This is a genomic window from Nioella ostreopsis (assembly GCF_004000255.1).
In the GTDB taxonomy this organism is placed as follows: domain Bacteria; phylum Pseudomonadota; class Alphaproteobacteria; order Rhodobacterales; family Rhodobacteraceae; genus Nioella; species Nioella ostreopsis.
On sequence record NZ_RCIQ01000005.1, the window covers coordinates 84,594 to 101,680 of the forward strand.

At 63.8% G+C, this 17,087-nt stretch carries 20 protein-coding genes; 13 read left to right on the forward strand and 7 right to left on the reverse strand.

Translation table 11 applies throughout. The features are described from left to right. The first annotated feature begins 25 nt into the window (after window positions 1-25). The 7 genes from EP237_RS07165 (at window position 26) to EP237_RS07195 (ending at window position 8,406) form a co-directional block, all read left to right on the forward strand. Window positions 26-973, forward strand: coding sequence for an ABC transporter permease (locus tag EP237_RS07165; RefSeq protein ID WP_240661563.1), 948 nt, complete (start codon window positions 26-28; stop codon window positions 971-973). Between the two features lie 5 nt (window positions 974-978). Next, window positions 979-1,863: an ABC transporter permease gene (locus tag EP237_RS07170; protein WP_127559587.1), complete on the forward strand. Its 885-nt coding sequence runs from the start codon at window positions 979-981 to the stop codon at window positions 1,861-1,863. A 1-nt stretch (window position 1,864) separates the two neighbouring features. Further along, entirely contained in the window at window positions 1,865-3,898 is a 2,034-nt protein-coding gene (locus tag EP237_RS07175; RefSeq protein ID WP_127559590.1) for a dipeptide ABC transporter ATP-binding protein, read from the forward strand. Between the two features lie 173 nt (window positions 3,899-4,071). Continuing rightward, window positions 4,072-5,190, forward strand: a complete 1,119-nt coding sequence (locus tag EP237_RS07180; protein WP_338068158.1) for an alpha-hydroxy acid oxidase — start codon at window positions 4,072-4,074, stop codon at window positions 5,188-5,190. Between the two features lie 17 nt (window positions 5,191-5,207). Then, complete coding sequence (locus EP237_RS07185) at window positions 5,208-6,938, forward strand: thiamine pyrophosphate-binding protein (RefSeq protein WP_127559595.1); 1,731 nt, start codon at window positions 5,208-5,210, stop codon at window positions 6,936-6,938. Next, the gene (locus EP237_RS07190; protein WP_164744647.1) at window positions 6,935-7,276 is read left to right on the forward strand and encodes a hydroxyisourate hydrolase; all 342 of its coding nucleotides are present in this window, start codon (window positions 6,935-6,937) and stop codon (window positions 7,274-7,276) included. Before EP237_RS07185 ends, EP237_RS07190 begins: the two co-directional genes overlap by 4 nt. Window positions 7,277-7,293: 17 nt before the next feature. Continuing rightward, complete coding sequence (locus tag EP237_RS07195; RefSeq protein ID WP_127559932.1) at window positions 7,294-8,406, forward strand: dimethylsulfoniopropionate demethylase; 1,113 nt, start codon at window positions 7,294-7,296, stop codon at window positions 8,404-8,406. 2 nt (window positions 8,407-8,408) lie between these two features. Here the strand turns inward: EP237_RS07195 and EP237_RS07200 are convergent, their stop codons facing one another. Beyond that, window positions 8,409-9,329, reverse strand: coding sequence for a LysR family transcriptional regulator (locus EP237_RS07200; protein ID WP_127559599.1), 921 nt, complete (start codon window positions 9,327-9,329; stop codon window positions 8,409-8,411). Between the two features lie 304 nt (window positions 9,330-9,633). On the opposite strand from EP237_RS07200, the gene EP237_RS07205 reads away from it, so the two are divergent. Together EP237_RS07205 and EP237_RS07210 are read left to right on the forward strand one after the other, a co-directional pair. Beyond that, window positions 9,634-10,272, forward strand: coding sequence for a hypothetical protein (locus EP237_RS07205; protein ID WP_127559601.1), 639 nt, complete (start codon window positions 9,634-9,636; stop codon window positions 10,270-10,272). After that, on the forward strand, window positions 10,269-10,589 hold the full coding sequence (locus tag EP237_RS07210) for a DnaJ family domain-containing protein (RefSeq protein WP_127559603.1): 321 nt from the start codon (window positions 10,269-10,271) through the stop codon (window positions 10,587-10,589). Before EP237_RS07205 ends, EP237_RS07210 begins: the two co-directional genes overlap by 4 nt. Before the next feature lie 141 nt (window positions 10,590-10,730). Here the strand turns inward: EP237_RS07210 and EP237_RS07215 are convergent, their stop codons facing one another. The 5 genes from EP237_RS07215 to pyk all read right to left on the reverse strand — a co-directional run bounded on the left by EP237_RS07215 (window position 10,731) and on the right by pyk (window position 14,238). Then, window positions 10,731-11,750 carry an NAD-dependent epimerase/dehydratase family protein gene (locus tag EP237_RS07215; protein WP_127559605.1) on the reverse strand — a complete coding sequence of 340 codons (1,020 nt, stop codon included), beginning with the start codon at window positions 11,748-11,750 and terminating at the stop codon, window positions 10,731-10,733. Between the two features lie 125 nt (window positions 11,751-11,875). Beyond that, window positions 11,876-12,238 (reverse strand): 50S ribosomal protein L20, encoded by a 363-nt coding sequence (rplT, locus tag EP237_RS07220; RefSeq protein ID WP_127559607.1) that lies wholly within the window; start codon window positions 12,236-12,238, stop codon window positions 11,876-11,878. A 14-nt stretch (window positions 12,239-12,252) separates the two neighbouring features. Further along, window positions 12,253-12,453 carry a 50S ribosomal protein L35 gene (gene rpmI / locus EP237_RS07225; protein ID WP_071689548.1) on the reverse strand — a complete coding sequence of 67 codons (201 nt, stop codon included), beginning with the start codon at window positions 12,451-12,453 and terminating at the stop codon, window positions 12,253-12,255. A 112-nt stretch (window positions 12,454-12,565) separates the two neighbouring features. After that, window positions 12,566-12,796, reverse strand: coding sequence for a hypothetical protein (locus tag EP237_RS07230; RefSeq protein WP_127559609.1), 231 nt, complete (start codon window positions 12,794-12,796; stop codon window positions 12,566-12,568). Then, window positions 12,793-14,238, reverse strand: a complete 1,446-nt coding sequence (gene pyk / locus EP237_RS07235; protein ID WP_127559611.1) for a pyruvate kinase — start codon at window positions 14,236-14,238, stop codon at window positions 12,793-12,795. The genes EP237_RS07230 and pyk overlap by 4 nt, the downstream gene beginning before the upstream one ends. A gap of 143 nt (window positions 14,239-14,381) precedes the next feature. Between pyk and EP237_RS07240 the strand changes: the two genes are divergently transcribed. The 3 genes from EP237_RS07240 to EP237_RS07250 are packed head-to-tail and all read left to right on the forward strand — an operon-like array spanning window position 14,382 to window position 15,793. Further along, window positions 14,382-15,119, forward strand: coding sequence for an N-formylglutamate amidohydrolase (locus EP237_RS07240; protein ID WP_127559613.1), 738 nt, complete (start codon window positions 14,382-14,384; stop codon window positions 15,117-15,119). Window positions 15,120-15,131: 12 nt separating this feature from the next. Then, on the forward strand, window positions 15,132-15,464 hold the full coding sequence (locus tag EP237_RS07245; RefSeq protein WP_127559615.1) for a 5-carboxymethyl-2-hydroxymuconate Delta-isomerase: 333 nt from the start codon (window positions 15,132-15,134) through the stop codon (window positions 15,462-15,464). 14 nt (window positions 15,465-15,478) lie between these two features. Beyond that, complete coding sequence (locus tag EP237_RS07250) at window positions 15,479-15,793, forward strand: DUF1244 domain-containing protein (RefSeq protein WP_127559617.1); 315 nt, start codon at window positions 15,479-15,481, stop codon at window positions 15,791-15,793. A gap of 3 nt (window positions 15,794-15,796) precedes the next feature. On the opposite strand, the gene EP237_RS07255 is transcribed toward EP237_RS07250, so the two are convergent. Next, window positions 15,797-16,486: a DUF4336 domain-containing protein gene (locus EP237_RS07255; protein WP_127559619.1), complete on the reverse strand. Its 690-nt coding sequence runs from the start codon at window positions 16,484-16,486 to the stop codon at window positions 15,797-15,799. Window positions 16,487-16,625: 139 nt separating this feature from the next. Here EP237_RS07255 and EP237_RS07260 point away from each other — a divergent pair, with 139 nt between their 5' ends. After that, window positions 16,626-17,072 carry a rhodanese-like domain-containing protein gene (locus tag EP237_RS07260; protein ID WP_127559621.1) on the forward strand — a complete coding sequence of 149 codons (447 nt, stop codon included), beginning with the start codon at window positions 16,626-16,628 and terminating at the stop codon, window positions 17,070-17,072. Window positions 17,073-17,087: the final 15 nt, after the last annotated feature.

Here is a 17,087-nt window from a genome sequence, read left to right on the forward strand (position 1 = left end):
GGCGGGTGGCACAACGATGCTGCAGATGTTTCTTCGGCGCCTGTTTCTGGGTGCGATCACAGTGGCCATCGTGTCCATGATCATCTTCGCAGGCGTAGAGATTCTGCCCGGCGACGCCTGCACCGCTTTCCTGGAACGCGAAGCGCAGGGGCGGGTGCTGGAAAACTGCCGCGAAGAACTGGACCTCAACCGTCCCGCTGTCGTGCGCTACCTCGATTGGGCGTCCGATGCGTTGCGCGGCGATCTGGGCGTGTCCGCCAATGGCCAGCGATCCATCGCCGAGATGGTTGGCGCGCGGTTGCAGAATTCGCTGCTGCTGGCTGCCTGTGCGCTGATCGTGGGCGTGCCGACCGCCATCTTCCTTGGCGTCGTGTCGGGCCTCTGGCGCGACCGGCCCGTCGACCTGATCCTGTCGACCGGCGCGATCTTCGCCATGACCATCCCCGAATTCGTCTCTGCCACGGTGCTGATCCTCGTCTTCTCGGTCTGGCTTGGCTGGCTGCCGGGCATCGTGCTGACCTCGGCCAATGCGCCCGCATCCGAGTTTTTCCCCGAGATCATACTGCCCGTGGTGGTGCTGGCCATGGTGATGACCGCGCATATCCTGCGCACCGTCCGCTCCTCGGTCATCGAGGTGATGAACAGCGATTACGTGCAGATGGCGACGCTGAAGGGCGTGCCCTACTGGCGCATCGTGTTCCGCCACGCGCTGCCCAATGCGCTGCTGCCCGCGATCAACGTTGTGGCGCTGACCATCGCCTGGCTTCTGGGCGGTGTCGTGGTGATCGAGGTGGTGTTCAACTATCCGGGCCTTGGCCGGATGATGATCGACGCGATTTCCGACCGTGACCTGCCGGTGGTGCAGGCCATCGCGCTGATCGTGGCCACGGTCTATGTGGGCGTGAACCTGACCGCCGACTTGCTGACCATGGTCGCCAACCCGCGCCTGCGCACCCTTTACACGAGGAAATGACGGACATGAGCCTTGCCTCAATCCCGCAGAATTCGCGCCTTGGCCGCACCCTGTCGGTGCTGCGCGATGTCATGTCCCGCCCCTCTGGCGCAGTCGGTCTTTGCCTCGTGGTGTTTCACCTGATCCTGGCGGTGATCAGCCCCTATATCGCACCCTTCGACTATCGCACGATGAATGCTGCGATGATGCTGACCGGGCCGGACGGTGTGCATTTTCTGGGCACCGACCACCTGGGCCGCGACGTGTTCAGCCGCACCATTCAAGGCGGGCGTGAGGCCATTCTGGTCACCGGCATTGCCACCCCGATTGCCGTGGCCTGGGGCGGCTTGGTGGGCATTTTTTTCGGCCTCATCGGTGGCCGGGTGGACGAGGTGATGATGCGCTTCGTCGATGCCTTCCTGTCGCTGCCTTGGATCCTGAAGATGCTGGTCCTGATCGTGACCTTCGGTACTGGCATCGAGGTGCTGATCCCGACGCTTGCCTTCTTCTACGGCATCCCCGTGATCCGCATTGCCCGCGCCGCGACCCATGACGTGGTGGCGCGCGATTTCGTCGCCGCCGCCCGCGCGCGCGGTCACAGCCGCATGACGATCATGCGCAAGGAACTGCTGCCCAATGTGCTGGATGCGCTGATGGTGGAAGGCGCAATGCGCTGGTCGTGGATGCTGCTGGCCTTTTCGTCGCTGTCCTTCCTGGGTTTCGGGGTTTCGCCGCCGACACCCGACTGGGGACTGATGATCGCCGATGCGCGCGGCTTCATGTCCTTCGCGCCCTGGGGCGTGCTGGGGCCAGTTATCGCGCTGTCGACGCTGATCATCGGCATCAACCTGACGGCTGACGCGCTGGCCAAGGCGCTTGGCATCGACCGCGCACAGAAGGCCCCGGTGTGACATGACCGATACTCCCGTCATTCAATTGTCCGACCTGTCCATCGGCTTCACCGGCCGCGCCGGGTACACGTTGCCGGTGCTGCGCAACATCGACCTGACGGTGCGCCCCGGCGAAAGCATCGGCCTCGTCGGTGAAAGCGGGTCAGGCAAAAGCACCGTGGCACTGGCGGCCATGGGCTATCTCAAGCGCGGGCTTCGGGTGCTGAACGGCAGGGCCACGTTCGAAGGCCACGACATGTTCGCCCTGAATCGTAAAGAGCTGGAAAGCCTGCGCGGCGGGCATCTGGCGCTGATCCCGCAGAATTCGGGCCAGTCGCTGACGCCCACCCTGCGCATCGGCGCACAGCTGACCGAGGCGTTGCGCCTGCACAGCCGCCTTGACCCGTCGCAGTTTTCCGCCCGTGTGCTGGAACTGTTGGGCCAGGTGCGCCTGCCCGATCCGCAGGCGATCACCCGCCGCTATCCGCATGAGCTGTCAGGCGGGCAACAGCAGCGCGTCGCCATCGCCATGGCCCTGGCGGGCGAGCCGCGCGCCCTTCTGCTCGATGAGCCGACCACGGGATTGGACGTCACCACGCAGGCCCATATCCTCGAACTTCTGCGCGATCTGGCGCGTGAAACCGGCATGGCGATGGTCTATGTCAGCCACGACCTTGGCGCGATTGCGCGGGTCTGTGACCGGGTGGTGGTCATGTATGCGGGCGAGGTGGTGATGGAGGGCAGCGCCCGGCAGGTGCTTACCGCGCCCACGCATCCCTATGCCCGCGGCCTTCTGGCCTCGATCCCGAAACTCAGCGACCCGCACCTGCCCATGGCGCTTGGCGGCCGTCCCCCGGCCCCGGGCGGCGCGGGCGATGGCTGCGCTTTCGTCGACCGTTGCGCGCTGGCCAGCGACCTCTGCCGCACCTCCCGACCGATGCTTGCCCCCGGACCGGGAGGCGCGCCGGTGCGCTGCCACCACGCCGACCGGGCAGACACCCTGCCGATGACATCAACGGGCGATCATGCCGCGCGGGCCGAGGTGGGTACTGCCCCTGTGCTGTCCCTTCAGGATCTGGAAATCCGCTATTCCAAGCCGGGCATTCTGGACCGCTTGCGGGGCCTGCAAGACACACGGCCTGCCACCGTCGATGACATCACGATCACCATTGCAAAGGGCGAGACACTTGGGCTGGTGGGGGAATCTGGCAGTGGCAAGTCGACGATCCTGAAGACCATCGCCGGTCTGCTGCCGCCTGCGGGTGGCGAGATCCGCTTCGACGGCGACGCGCCGTTGCCGCGATCCGTCGAACAGCGCGGCCCCGATCACCTGCGCCGCATCCAGCTGATCTTCCAGAACCCTGACGACAGCCTCAACCCACGCCACACCATCGCGGAAATCCTCGAACAGCCGCTGAAGCTCTATTTCGGCCTGTCTGGTACCGCCTTGCAGGATCGTTGCGTCGAGATCCTCGAACGGGTCCGCCTTGGCGGCCATTACCTTGACCGGCTGCCGAGCCAGCTGTCCGGAGGCGAGAAGCAGCGGGTCGCTGTCGCCCGCGCCTTTGCGGCCAACCCCGATCTGGTGCTGTGCGACGAGGTGACATCGGCGCTCGACGTGTCGGTTCAGGCGGCGGTGCTGGAGCTTCTGAACGACCTCAAGGCCGCGCAGGGCACGACTTATGTGTTCGTGTCTCATGATCTGGCGGTGGTGCGGGCGCTGTCGGACCGGGTTGCCGTGCTCTACCAGGGACGGCTGTGCGAGATCGGGCCATCAGCCGAGGTCTACGCGCTGCCCTCGCATCCCTATACCGAGGTGCTGCTTGGCGCCGTGCTGGAGCCTGACCCGGACACCGCGCCCAAGCTGACCGCCGATGACGTGATCGAGCTGTCGCCGCCCGCGAAAGGCTGCCCCTTCCAGCGCCGCTGCCCGCGCAAGATCGGCGCAAAATGCGACACCGACACACCCCCGTGGCAGACCCGCGACGACGGCCACGCAATCCGCTGCCACATCCCGCTGGACGACTTGCACCGGCAGCAACAGGCCGATTCATAGCCTGCCTGCATAGGTGCCGGATCAATTTCGATTGGCCCGGATTTTTGCAGCCGGTCTAAGGTGTTGGCATGAAACCGCAGAGCTGACAGGGGGCCACCATCGCCCGTCCGACCGACACCGACCGATCTCGCATCTTCTGCACCGAAGATGCCCGCAGGATCGCGCAAAAACGCCTGCCGCGCGTCATCTTCGATTTCATCGAAGGCGCGGCGGGGCGCGAGGTGGCGACCGCCCGCAACCAGACCCGGTTTGACGAGATCACCCTGCAACCGCGTGTCCTTGAAAACGTCGGCGCGCGTCGTCTGGAAACCCGTTTTCTGGGGCGGACGCATGGTCTGCCCTTTGGGATCGCGCCCATGGGCATGTGCAACCTGACCCATCCCGACGCCGACCGGGCACTGGCCCGCGCGGCAAGCCGCTTCGACATTCCGCTCTGCCTGTCTTCTGCGGCATCAAGCTCTATCGAGGAGATGCGGGACTGGGCCGAGGATCATGCGTGGTTTCAGCTTTATGTCGGCGCGTCGATGGAGCAATCGCTTGATATGGTCCATCGTGCGAAGGCCGCGGGCTATGACACGCTGATCCTGACCGTGGATGTCCCGCAGGTGGCACGCCGCACCCGCGACCTGCGCAACGGGTTCCAGATGCCGTTTCGCATGACGCCCCGGCTCTTGTGGGATTTTGCCAGCCATCCGAGTTGGTCCCTCTCGATGCTGTGGAACGGCGCGCCAGAGCCGCGCAATTTCTCGACAAGCGCGACGGCCACCAGGTTTGACCGCAGCGCCAGCCGCGCCGGGGCGGATTGGGCGTTTCTGGACCGTTTGCGCGATCTCTGGCCGGGACGGCTGATCGTCAAGGGCGTCAGTTCTCCCCCGGATGCGCGGCGCATACAGGCGGCGGGGGTTGATGCGATCCAGGTCTCGAACCATGGCGGGCGGCAATTGGACAGCGTGCCTGCCGCCATCGACCTTCTGCCCCACATTCGCGCCGCAGTCGGCCCCGATTATCCGCTGATCTTCGACAGCGGCCTGCGCCACGGCGAAGACATCGTCAAGGCTTTGGCGCGTGGGGCGGATTTCGTGATGCTGGGTCGCCCGCTGCTCTACGCGCTCGGGGCTGAGGGCGCGCGCGGCCTCAATGCCCTGATCCGCATACTGGCCGAGGAAACCAGCCTGACGCTGGCGCAAGTGGGACTGACCGATATCAGTGCGGTCGGTGCCGAGATCCTTGCCGACGCTTCGGACATGCCCAAGCCAGAACCGGCGACGCGGACCGCCCTGAAAGCCTATTGAAAGACATGGAACAGAACATGACAGCCAAGCATCAGATCAGGGGCGGCGCGTTGCTGGCCCGGGCATTCAAGGAAAAGGGGGTGGAGCATGCCTTTACCCTTGCGGGCGGGTTCTGCAACCCGGCGCTGGAAGGCTTCATGGAATGCCAGATGCCGGTGATCAACTGCCCGCATGAACAGATCGCCGGTCATCTGGCGGACGGGCACGCGCGGATCACTCGCAAGCCGACGCTCTGCCTTGTGGGGCCGGAAGGCTTTGCCAACGCGGTTCCGGCGATGTTGGAGGCATGGGGCGAGCGATCCCCGGTCATCTTCGTCACCGGGTCCTCGACGCTGAAGCGGCAGGGCGCCGGCGGGTTCAAGGAGATCGACGATGTGGCGATTGCCGCGCCGCTGACCAAGTATTCCGAACAGATCGTCGACGGCAACCGCATCAGTGAATTCGTCGACCGGGCCTGGAAGGCCGCAACCACAGGCTATCCCGGCCCGGTGCATCTGAGCCTACCGGTCGATATCATGTTCTCGTCCTTCGACGAGGACGCGGGCCGCGCCGAACGCCCTTTCAATCGCACCGCACAGCCGGTGCCACGTGCCTGGCCCGACCCCGAGGCGCTTGCGCCGGTGCTGGACACGATCAGGCGCGCCGAACGCCCGGTGATCATCGCGGGCCATGGCGTCTGGTGGTCGAAATCAGAGCCCAACCTGGCCGCAGCGGGCAACAAGCTGCGCATTCCGGTCTACAACGTGCCTTATCACACCAAGAACCTGGGTGAGGAAACCGAGTGCTATATCGGGTTGGCCGATTTCCACCAGTTTCACCCGTCAAAACCCGCGATCCATGAGGCGGATGTGGTGGTCATGGTCGGCTGCCGGTTGGACAACCAGATGAATTTCGGCAATCCACCGTTCATTCCGGCGGGAACCACGCTGATCTGCGTGAATGGCAGCCATGAGGAACTGGATTACAACCACGGCGCCGACATGCCGCTGCTCTCCGATCCCGGCGCGTTTCTCGACGCTTTGGCTGGGATTGATCACAGCTGGGACAGCTGGTTTGACCTGCAACAGCGGCGCCGCGCCGAATGGGTGCAGGAATGGACCGACCATCTGGACGAAGAACACGCCCGCGACATCGCCGAGGGCCGCAAGATGCACCCTCTGCAACTGGCCGTCGATGTTCAGGCCGAAATGGAGGATGGCGACTGGTTGGTCTTCGATGGCGGCAACACGCATTTCTGGAACGAGATCGCGACCAACATCGCCGCCAAGCGTGGCCGGAAACTGGGTGGCATCCTGCATCCGGGCAATTACAGCCTGCTCGGGGTCGGCGTGTCCTTCGCGATGTCGGCCAAGAGCGTGCATCCCGACAAGACGGTGGTTCTGGTCTCTGGCGATGGTGCGTTTCTGTCGGGCGGCCTGTCCATCGAGGCCTGTTTTCAGGAGAACCGCCCCATCGTGGTGGTGATCGACAACAATGGCGGGCTGGACTGCATTTCGCAGCAGCAGGAGCGTCTTTTCGCGAAAGGCCGCCATTTCGCCACCGATTTCCGCGATATTCCGTTCCATGCGATGTTCGAAGGGTTGGGCGGGCATGGCGAACTGGTCACGCGGCGCGAAGAGCTGGCCCCGGCCCTGAGACGCGCCATCGCCAGCGGCAAGACGGCCTGCATAAACGTGAAATGCAGGGGCGTGATCAGCCCGATTGTGGCCGCCACATCCGACAAGCGCGACAAGGCGTCGATCGAATGAGCGCGACGGTGTCCACCCATACGCTCAGCGGTCTGGACGGCACCCATGCCGGTGGCGTGCTAGTCACACTGACCCGGATCACCGGCACGCCCAAACAGCTGTTCAGCGTCGATACCGACGAGGGCGGGCGGCTGAGCCAGCAGGTTGATCTGACCGGTGCCGATCCCGGCGACCTCTATGAACTCAGCTTCGCAACCGGCCCCTACTGGGCCAGGAAAGGCGCATCGCCGCTTGTACAACAGATTGCCCTGCGCCTTCATATGCCCGACCCGGACGGGCGCTATCACCTTCCGGTCATCCTGTCCCCCAACAGCAGCGCCCACTGGTGGTCGCGCTGATCAACAAGGCCAATGCCATGTCCGACGGTCTGAACATGTCGCGCCGCATCCGGCGCACCCCCTATACGGATCGCGTAGAAGCCGCCGGGGTTCGCGGCTTTTCCGTGGTCAACCACATGCTGTTGCCCAAGGCGTTCCAACCGAGCGTCGAGGAAGATTACTGGCACCTGCGAGAGCACGTGCAGATCTGGGATGTGTCCTGCCAGCGGCAGGTGCAGATCACCGGCCCGGATGCCGCACGGCTGGTGCAGTGGATGACCCCGCGCGATATCTCGCAGGCGAAGGTCGGAGATTGCCTCTATGTGCCGCTGGTCGATCACAAGGGCGGGCTGGTCAATGACCCAGTGCTTCTGAAACTGGCTGAGGACCGGTTCTGGCTGTCCATCGCCGACAGCGATGTGCTGCTTTACGCGCTCGGGCTGGCGTTAGGTGCAGGGATGCAGGTGGAGATCGAGGAACCCGACGTATCGCCGTTGGCCGTTCAGGGACCCAAGGCCGAAGACCTGATGGCACGTATTTTCGGGGACAGCATCCGCGAGGTCGGGTTCTTCAAATTCGCCCGGTTCGACGTTGACGGCACCGCACAGATCATTGCCCGGTCCGGTTATTCCCGGCAGGGCGGCTTCGAGATCTACCTTGAAGGTGGTCATCTTGGCCCGGCCCTGTGGGATCGGATCTGGCAGGCGGGTCAGGCGTTCAACATCACCCCCGGCTGCCCCAATCTGATCGAGCGGATCGAGGGCGGGCTGTTTTCCTACGGCAACGAGATGACGCGCGAAAATTCTCCGCTGGAACTGGGGCTGGCCAAGTTCTGCAAGCTGGACGGGTCCGTGAATTGCCTCGGCTTGGCGGCATTGCAAGACCTTGCGCACAAGGGCGTTTCACGGGAAATCCGCGGGCTGCGCTTTGATGGCGGGCCGGTTCCCACCTGTTCCACCCCGTGGCCGGTGATGGTGGGCGACAGGCAGGTCGGGCAGATCACGTCGGGCATCTGGTCGCCGCGCTTTTGCCAGAACGTGGGCCTGTCCCTGATTGACAGAGGCTTTTGGGACATCGGCCAGCCGGTGCGCGTGCACACATCTGACGGTGTGGAACGGGAAGGCGAGATCGTTCCGCTGCCGATGATCTAGGATCAGCTTGAAAAGCTGTTGGCCAGCTTGACGCGCTGATCCAGTTGCTCGGCCAGGATCTCGGAGAACTCGGCGGCCTGACGGGACAGCCTTGCGCGGCCGCCGCAGACGATCGAGACGTAATAGGTCAGGTTCTGCAGGATCGGGCGGAAGGCCACCCCGCCCATCCGCACCGCCTGTTCCGCCGAAAAGGGATCGGCAATCGCAAGAACGCCGGTTTCGCGCACCAGCGCCGCCGCTACGGGCATGTTGGTCGAAGACAGTCGGGATCGGGATTGCAGCTTCTGCGACAGGGTGCTGTCCATCGACATCATGGCATCGGGAAAGGCGCCGCCGAAGGTTACGAAATCTTCCTGCTCGGCCAGGATTTCCAGGTCGACAGGACCAGCCAGACCCACCAATGGGTGATCTTCGGGCATGAGGCAAACATATGGTGCGGCCGTCTGGAAAAGGGTTTCCACACCGTCATAGGGCGGTTGCCGACCGACCACGCCCAGATCGAACTGATGCAGCTGCACCGCGTCCAGAATGGCCGGGGTATTGCGGGCGTGGATCATCACACGGATGTCTGGATATCTCTGGATCAGGCTGTTGACGGCGCGCGGCAGTTCGATTGTAGAAATCGATTGAATCGTGCCAACCGAAACGACGCCCCCGCTTGTCGTGCGGATGCTGTCGGCCAGATCCTGAAGCCGGTCGACGCCCACGAACATGCCTTCCACGGCCTGATAGAACGTCCGTGCCTCTACCGTCGGGATCAGCCCTCGTCCGTTTCTCTGGAAGAGGGCAAAGCCGACGGACCGTTCCAGATCAGCGATCAGCCGGCTGACGCTTGGTTGCGAGACATGCATCATCTCGGCGGCTCCGGTGATGGATCCGCAACGGATGGTGGCCCGAAATGCCTCCAGTTGGCGCAGGTTCATGTCTTGGGTCCTGTATCTGGCGACAGCGGATTGCAAACGACGCCGTCATGATCAAGTCATTTTACGTATGTTTGCGGGATTTTCATAGGAATACCGAATGCAATTTGTCAACAATCAGCTCAGCTTTCTGAGGGGAAGGCTGCATCGGGGGTGACGATGACTGTGGTCCGCGCTCTGGCTGCAAGCCATGATGGTGCGCCCGGCTGTGCCCATTGCGCAAATCCCCGGCGTTGCGACAGGTTTGGCGATTGCAGGGGCGCACGGAATTTCGCACCATTGGCCCCGACAGGCAGAAGGGCATGGTATGGACCCCAAGATCATCATCTGTGGCACTGGCCGCGCGGGCACGACCCTGCTGGTGCGCATCCTGACCGTGGCGGGGCTGGATACCGGATTCAAACCCCGCCGATTCAAGGGCGTGGAAGAGAATCTCGGCCGCGCCGGGCTTGAAAAGCCGGTGCGGCGGCACAACGTGGACAAGCTGCCGCTGGTGGTGAAATCGCCGCAGATCGTGGATGTCCTGCCGCAGCTTCTGGCCGAAAGCTGGTTTCCGATCGGACTGGCCATCATCCCGATGCGAGAGCTTGGCTCTGCCGCCAACAGCCGCCGACAGGTGCGCGAGCGGGCAATCGCGGCGGGCGAAAACCCGGACATGGCACCGGGCGGCCTCTGGAAGACCGATCAGGCCGAGAACCAGCATTGGGTTCTGGCCGAGCAATTCTATCGCACGCTGGAACCGCTGGTTGCCGCAGAGGTGCCGGTTGTGACGCTCTCCTTCCCGCGCTTTGCCAAGGATGTGGACTATTTCGACCGGGTGCTCGGCGCGGAGCTGGAACGACGTTACGGCGTCGATCGCGACCGGCTGCGCGCCGCCCATGCGCAGGAATGCAACCCGACGCTGATTACCGCTGAAGCGGCGACCCCGAAAGACAGCCCGTCATGAGATGGGACAAGCTGGCCGAACAGCAGATCCGCAAGGCCGAGGCCGAAGGGCAGCTCGACAACCTCAAGGGCGCGGGCAAGCCGTTGAAGGCGGAGACAGGCGAGAGCGCCGATGCGGCGGGCTTTCGGATCATGCATGAGGCCGGTGTTGTCCCGCGAGAGATCGAACTGCGCAAGCAGGTGGAGGCGCTGACAGCGAAGCTGAGGGAAACACCGGAGGGCGCGGAGCGCGAAGCGATCGTGCGGGAATTGGCCGACGTTCAACTGAGGCTCGACATCGAACAGGAAGCGCGGCGCAAATACATGCGCCATGACTAGCATCAGGAAAGTGGGCTGACATGAACCTGTCGGACGGAAGTGCGTTCAGCGCGGACACCATTGTGGCGCTGTTCACGGACAGCTTTGCCGCCTCGGAAGGGGCGGAGGAAGGCGCGCTGATCGGGGGTCTGGTGACAGGTTTCAGAGCCGCCCGATGCGCCGGAGTTCCTCGACCGTGTCACGGATGCTGGTCTCGGTGCTGACGCTCGGCTGCCAGCCGAGCACATCCTTCGCCCGCTGGTTGGACGAGGCAAAATAGCGTCCACGGTTCAGCGCCGCAAAATCCGTCGTGATCAATGGCGGCGCCCCGATCAGGCGGCTGGTCATGCGGTTCATCAGCGGGGCGACCGGGTACATGAACAGGGGCACCATCATCAACGGGCGGCCAACGCGCATCCCCTGGGCCCGCAGGATGTCGATGATTTCGTCGAAGCTCGGGAACCGGTCATTGCAGAGGATGAACCGGCCCGACACATCCTGTTCCGCCGCCCGGATATGCCCGTCCACCACGTCACGCACATCGACAAAGGGCATGACGCCCTTGAACGACCCCATGCGCAGCGCCCCCTTTGCGATGGCCTCGATGAAATCGGTGGATTGCGTGGGTTTGTGGAAAGTGCCCCCGAAGATGCCCGCAGGCAGGACGGCGACCATGTTCACGCCAAGCTCCGCCGCCAAATCCCAGGCGCGTTTCTCGGCCAGGGTTTTGGCGCGGATATAGGAAACGCTCAGATCCTCGGTCCAGTCGGCTTCGGTCTTCTTGTCGTCGGGCGTGGTGCCGAGCGGCAGGGTGACGGTGGATGAGGTCAGCACAACCTTGCGCACGCCGCTGGCAGCAGCAGCCCGGATCGCGGCTGTTGCGCCCTCGACCGCGTCGCGCACCATCTGCTCATCCGCATCTGCGCCGGAGGTGACATAGCGATAGGTCGCAGCGACATGGTAGAGCAGGTCGATCCCTTCGGTCGCTGCGCGGAACGCATCGGCGTCCTGCACGTCGAGCGACACGATATCCTCCACCCCAAGCGCCCGGAGCGGGCCTGTCTTGGCGGGGTCATTCGCATCGCGCACCGAGACCCGCAGGTCCGCCCCGCGCCGCACAAGCTCTGCCGTCAGATTGTAGCCGACATGGCCATTCGCCCCCGTCACCAGAATCTTGCCCATGATACGCCCCTTCCCGTTCAACCTTGGGTGGCAAGTCTAGGCGTGGGACAGAGTGCATGGCAAAGAAAAACCCCGGCGGGATCGAACCTGCCGGGGTTTTCTGTATCTCGGTTGCGGGCCGACGCTTAGGCCAGCGCGCCTTTCGCCTGATCGACGATTGCGCCGAAGGCTTCGGGCTCGTGCACGGCGAGATCGGCCAGAACCTTGCGGTCCACTTCGATACCGGCCAGCGACAGGCCGTTGATGAAGCGCGAATAGGTCAGCGATTCGTCATGGGCGCGGACGGCGGCGTTGATCCGCTGGATCCACAGGGCGCGGAACTGACGCTTGCGAGCCTTGCGGTCGCGGGTCGCGTACTGGTTCGCCTTGTCGACGGCCTGCGTCGCGGTGCGGAAGTTGCGGCTGCGGGCACCGTAGTAGCCCTTGGCGGCCTTGACGATCTTGCGGTGACGGGCGTGGGTTTTGACACCACCTTTGACTCGGGACATCTTTCAAGGCCTCCTTAGCGAGCGTAGGGCATGTAACCCTTGACGATCTTCTCGTCAGGGGCGGACAGGATCGTGGTTCCCCGCGCGGTGCGGATGAACTTGGTGGTCCGTTTGATCATACCGTGGCGCTTACCCGCCTGGCCTGCTTTGACACGGCCGGAAGCCGTGACCTTGAAGCGCTTCTTGGCGCTCGACTTGGTCTTCATCTTGGGCATTTTCGTCTCCAGTTCATTGGCTACGTTCTGGCGCGACTCGGCATGCCACTCGGGCCGGTCGCACCGGTTGGAGCGCGTCTGTTACCGGCAATCCGGGGGCAAGGCAAGGGGGTCAGTTCATCACCCGTGACAGGACCGAGATGAAGGCATCGGGCACCTCGCGCCAGCCTTGCGGGTCATCGAGCGACCAGTAGGCATAGACGAACACGCCCACCCCCGCAGCCAGTGCCCCTAGGGCTACGGTCGGAAAGTCTCCATCCGCCCAGACCGACAGCGCCGAGGCGATGGAAAAGAGAACCACCAGAGTGGACAGGGCAAGAAGGATATCGGGGCTCAGGATCATTCCATATCGGTCGACATAATCAGACGCTCGTCACAGGGGGCGACGCGGATGATATTCGTTGTGCCCTGAACATTGAAGGGGACACCGGCAGTGACGACGATAAAATCGGTCTCGGTGGCAAAGCCTGCATCCCGTGCCGCCCGCGCCGCCGACACGACCGCCATCTTGAAGCGCGTCAGCTCGCCGGTCAGATAGCAGTTCATCCCCCAGGTCAGGCACATGCGGCGCGCCACGTCGACCAGCGGCGTCATCGCGATAATCGGAACGCGCGGCCGTTCGCGGGCGACAAGCGCGGCGGTGCTGCCGGATTGAGTAAAGCAGCAGATCGCCTTGATGTCGGTGGTTTCCGCGATCTCGCGGGCCGAAGACACGATGCCGTCCGCGACAGTGGACCGTTTCACGCTCCGGGTGGAGTCCATGATATCCCGATAGGTACTGTCCGATTCGACCTCCAGCGCGACGTTGTGCATGGTCGTCACGGCCTCGATCGGATAGCCGCCGGCGGCGCTCTCGGCGCTCAGCATCACGGCATCCGCACCTTCATAGATGGCAGTGGCCACGTCCGACACCTCGGCACGGGTGGGTACCGGGCTTTCGATCATCGATTCGAGCATCTGGGTCGCCACGATCACCGGCTTGGCGGCGGCACGGCATTTGCGCACCAGGCGTTTCTGGATCGGCGGCACTGCATGAACCGGCAGTTCCACCCCGAGATCGCCGCGCGCCACCATGATTCCGTCGGAGGCCGCAAGAATTTCGTCGAAGGCCTTCACGGCGGCGGGCTTTTCGATCTTGGACAGGATCGCCGCGCGCCCCTTGGCCAGCCCCCTCGCCTCTTCCACGTCATCGGCGCGCTGCACGAAGGACAGCGCCAGCCAGTCGACGCCAAGCTGGCAGACGAATTCCAGATCCTTGCGGTCCTTTTCCGACAGCGCAGCGAGCGGCAGCACCACGTCAGGCACGTTCACGCCCTTGCGGTTGGAAATGGACCCGCCCGCGATCACGGTGCAATTGGCGTAATCCGTGCCGCAATCTTCCACCTGAAGCTTGATCTTTCCGTCATTGACCAGAAGGGTCGAACCCGGCTCCAGCGCCGCAAAAATCTCGGGATGAGGCAGTTGCACGCGGGTATGGTCGCCCTCGGCATCGTCCAGATCAAAGCGGAATGCAGCGCCGTCTTCCAGCTCATACGGGCCATTGGCAAAGACACCGCAGCGCAGTTTCGGACCCTGAAGATCAGCAAGGATCGAGATCGGGCGGCCTGTGTCTTTCTCAACCTGCCGGATGATTGCATGGCGTGCCCGGATTTCCTCATGGTCGCCATGGCTCATGTTCAGGCGGAACACATTGGCCCCGGCCTCGAACAGGGCGCGGATCATCTGATAGTCATTCGATGCGGGCCCGAGGGTCGCCACGATCTTGACGTTACGCTGGCTTTTCATGGTCTGACTCTCGTTTCTCTACGGCTTATGTTAGCGCTAGCACTCCAGTTGCCGCCCTTATGTCCCAAATCGCGGAACAAGACAACTGGCACTCGCGTCTGACCTGTCATATGTCCCTTTTGTCTATGAAGGATAACACGGAAATGACAGCCCCTTTCCACATCGAAGGGCAGGATCGCGACTCCCGCTGGCTGATCACTTGCGATCATGCCTCGAACCGGGTGCCGGACTGCGTGAATGGCGGCGACCTTGGCCTGCCTGATGCGGATATGAACCGCCATATCGCCTATGACATTGGCGCGGCAGGGCTCGCCCGTGTTCTGGCGCGCGAGATGGGTGCGCCGGTGATCCTGTCAGATTTTTCGCGGCTGGTGATCGACCCCAATCGGGGGGAACATGACCCGACGGTGCTGATGAAGCTCTATGACGGCTCGATCATCCCCGCGAACCGGGGGGCCGATGCAACGGAACGGGAACGGCGGCTCGATGCCTTTCACCGGCCTTATCACGATGCGCTGGCCGGGCTGGCGGCGCGGCGCGACGATACGGTTGTCTGTGCCGTGCACAGCTTCACCCCCCAGTTCAAAGGGCGCGAGATGCGGCCCTGGCATGTAGGTGTGCTCTATGCTGAGGATGACCGGCTGGCCGCGCCGCTGCTGGCGCGCCTGCGCGCCGAGGCCGATATCTATGTGGGCGACAACGAGCCCTATTCCGGCCATCTGCCCGGCGACAGCATGGACCGACACGGGACCGTGCCCGGCCGTCCGCATGTGCTGATCGAACTGCGCAATGACCTGATCGAAACGCCCGAACAGCAGGCTCATTGGGGGCTACGCCTTGCCCCCATTCTTGAAGGTGCCCTGTCTGACGCCGGTTGCTGAAAGGACCACGCCATGCCCCATCTGACCCTTCAACACTCGACGAATGTCGATGCGGGTGACGCGCTGTGCGCCGCGCTCTTTGATGCGCTGGCCGCCCATGCCGCAATTCCGCATCCCGACAGCCTGAAAATCCGCACCCTGCCCTGCCCCCATTGGCGCATCGGGACCGAGCCACAGAGCTTTGCCCATGCCGAGCTGTCGCTGCTGCCGGGCCGGGATGATCCGACCAAGGCCGCCCTTGCGCAATGTGTGCTGGCCGTGCTGGAGTCGCACCTGCCCAAGGTCGGTTCGCTGTCGGTCGACGTGAAGGACCTGAGCGCCGCCTATACCAAGCGCGTCTTGTGAGAAGGAGACCAGAGATGGACGACCAGACCCGTATCGAGATCGAGGCCGCCGCCTTCCGCCGCCTGCGCCAGCACCTGATGAATGACCGGCCCGATGTGCAGAATATCGACCTGATGAACCTGGCCGGGTTCTGCCGCAACTGCCTGTCTCGCTGGTATCAGGAAGCCGCCAACGAGCGTGGCATCGAGATGACCAAGGACGAGGGGCGCGAGGCCTATTACGGCATGCCCTATGACGACTGGAAGGCGCAGAACCAGACCGAGGCCAACCCCGAAAAGCAGGCGGCCTTCGAAAAGGCCTTTGCCGAGAACGTAGGCAAAAAGGACTGACCGTTAGCCAAGCCACGAAAAGGCGCGGGTCAGGAACGCATCGGCCTTGTCCGTGACGGGCGTGCCATGGGCCACAACCACCTGTGTCGGCTGCCACGCCTTGATGGTGGCTACCGCAGCACGCGCGGCGGGTTTGTCGCGCGTGGCCATGCGGAACTTGCGTGGCACCTGCGGCTCTGCCCCGGTCATAAGGTCCAGCCACGCCACAAGCCGCCGCCAGCCGCGATACCAGCCCTTCGGCATCTGCTGAAGAAGATCGGTAAAGAGGACCGTGGCGCTGTCGCGGTGGAAGAACACGACCTCATCGGTGATGGCATTGGGAAAGATCACCTGATCAATCTGGCCTGACCAGTCGGGATGCGAATGATCTCCGAGATCGCTGGAGAAGTGCAGATCACCCCTCTTCGCCCGCAACCCCGGCGCGGCGTGCAGCCGGACCCCGGGACAGAAATGCACCCAATCCGCCAGCGCCATGTGATGCAGCCGGTTCGGCGCGACGATGTGGCGGACGGGCCCGAGCGCCTCCAGTTCCTCCAGCAGCGCAGGTGTCAGGCGCACGGGTGACCAGAGCAACAGCCCGCCATCCGCAAGCCGTGCGACGGCCATGCGCGTGGGATAGTGAAACCCTGCAGCTGCCCGGATGTCCGGTCCGTCAGCCAGCCAGAGGCCCGGGCCAAATGGGAGCAATATCATTGCGTTTCTCTCGCGAACCTCACTTGAGCGGAGCAGATCACAGGCGCTGCGACAATGCCACCTGATCCGTGCGGTTGAAGGCATGGTCCTTCAGGACTACATGCGCCGCATTGTCAGACCTCATTGCATGAGACCCGCCATGGACAGACGCCTTTTTCTTTCATTCGGTTCCGCCGCCGCCTTGGCCATTGCTGCCGCGGGCTTTCTCTTCGGCCGCGGAGGAGAGCCGGGAAATCTGACCTTGGCGGCCCTGTCGGGCGAGGCGTTGGCGGATAATCCGTCGCTGCTGCTGGTCGATATCCGCCGCCCCGAGGAATGGCAGCAGACCGGCGTGATCGACGGCGCGCTGCTGGTCACCTATGCAGATCGCGACAGTTTCCTCGCCGCCGTGCGTCCGCATCTGCAGGACGGGCAGAGCCTGGCGCTCATCTGCCGGACGGGGAACCGCACCTCTCGCGCCACGCGGCAGATCGCCGGGCAGCTGGACATGCCGGTGATCGACGTGGCGGGCGGCATGGTGCGGGTGCTGGCAGAGGGCTACAGCCCCGTGGCCCCGACCCGTGATATGGGCTGTACCGTCTGTTGAGCGCGCCAACGCGCT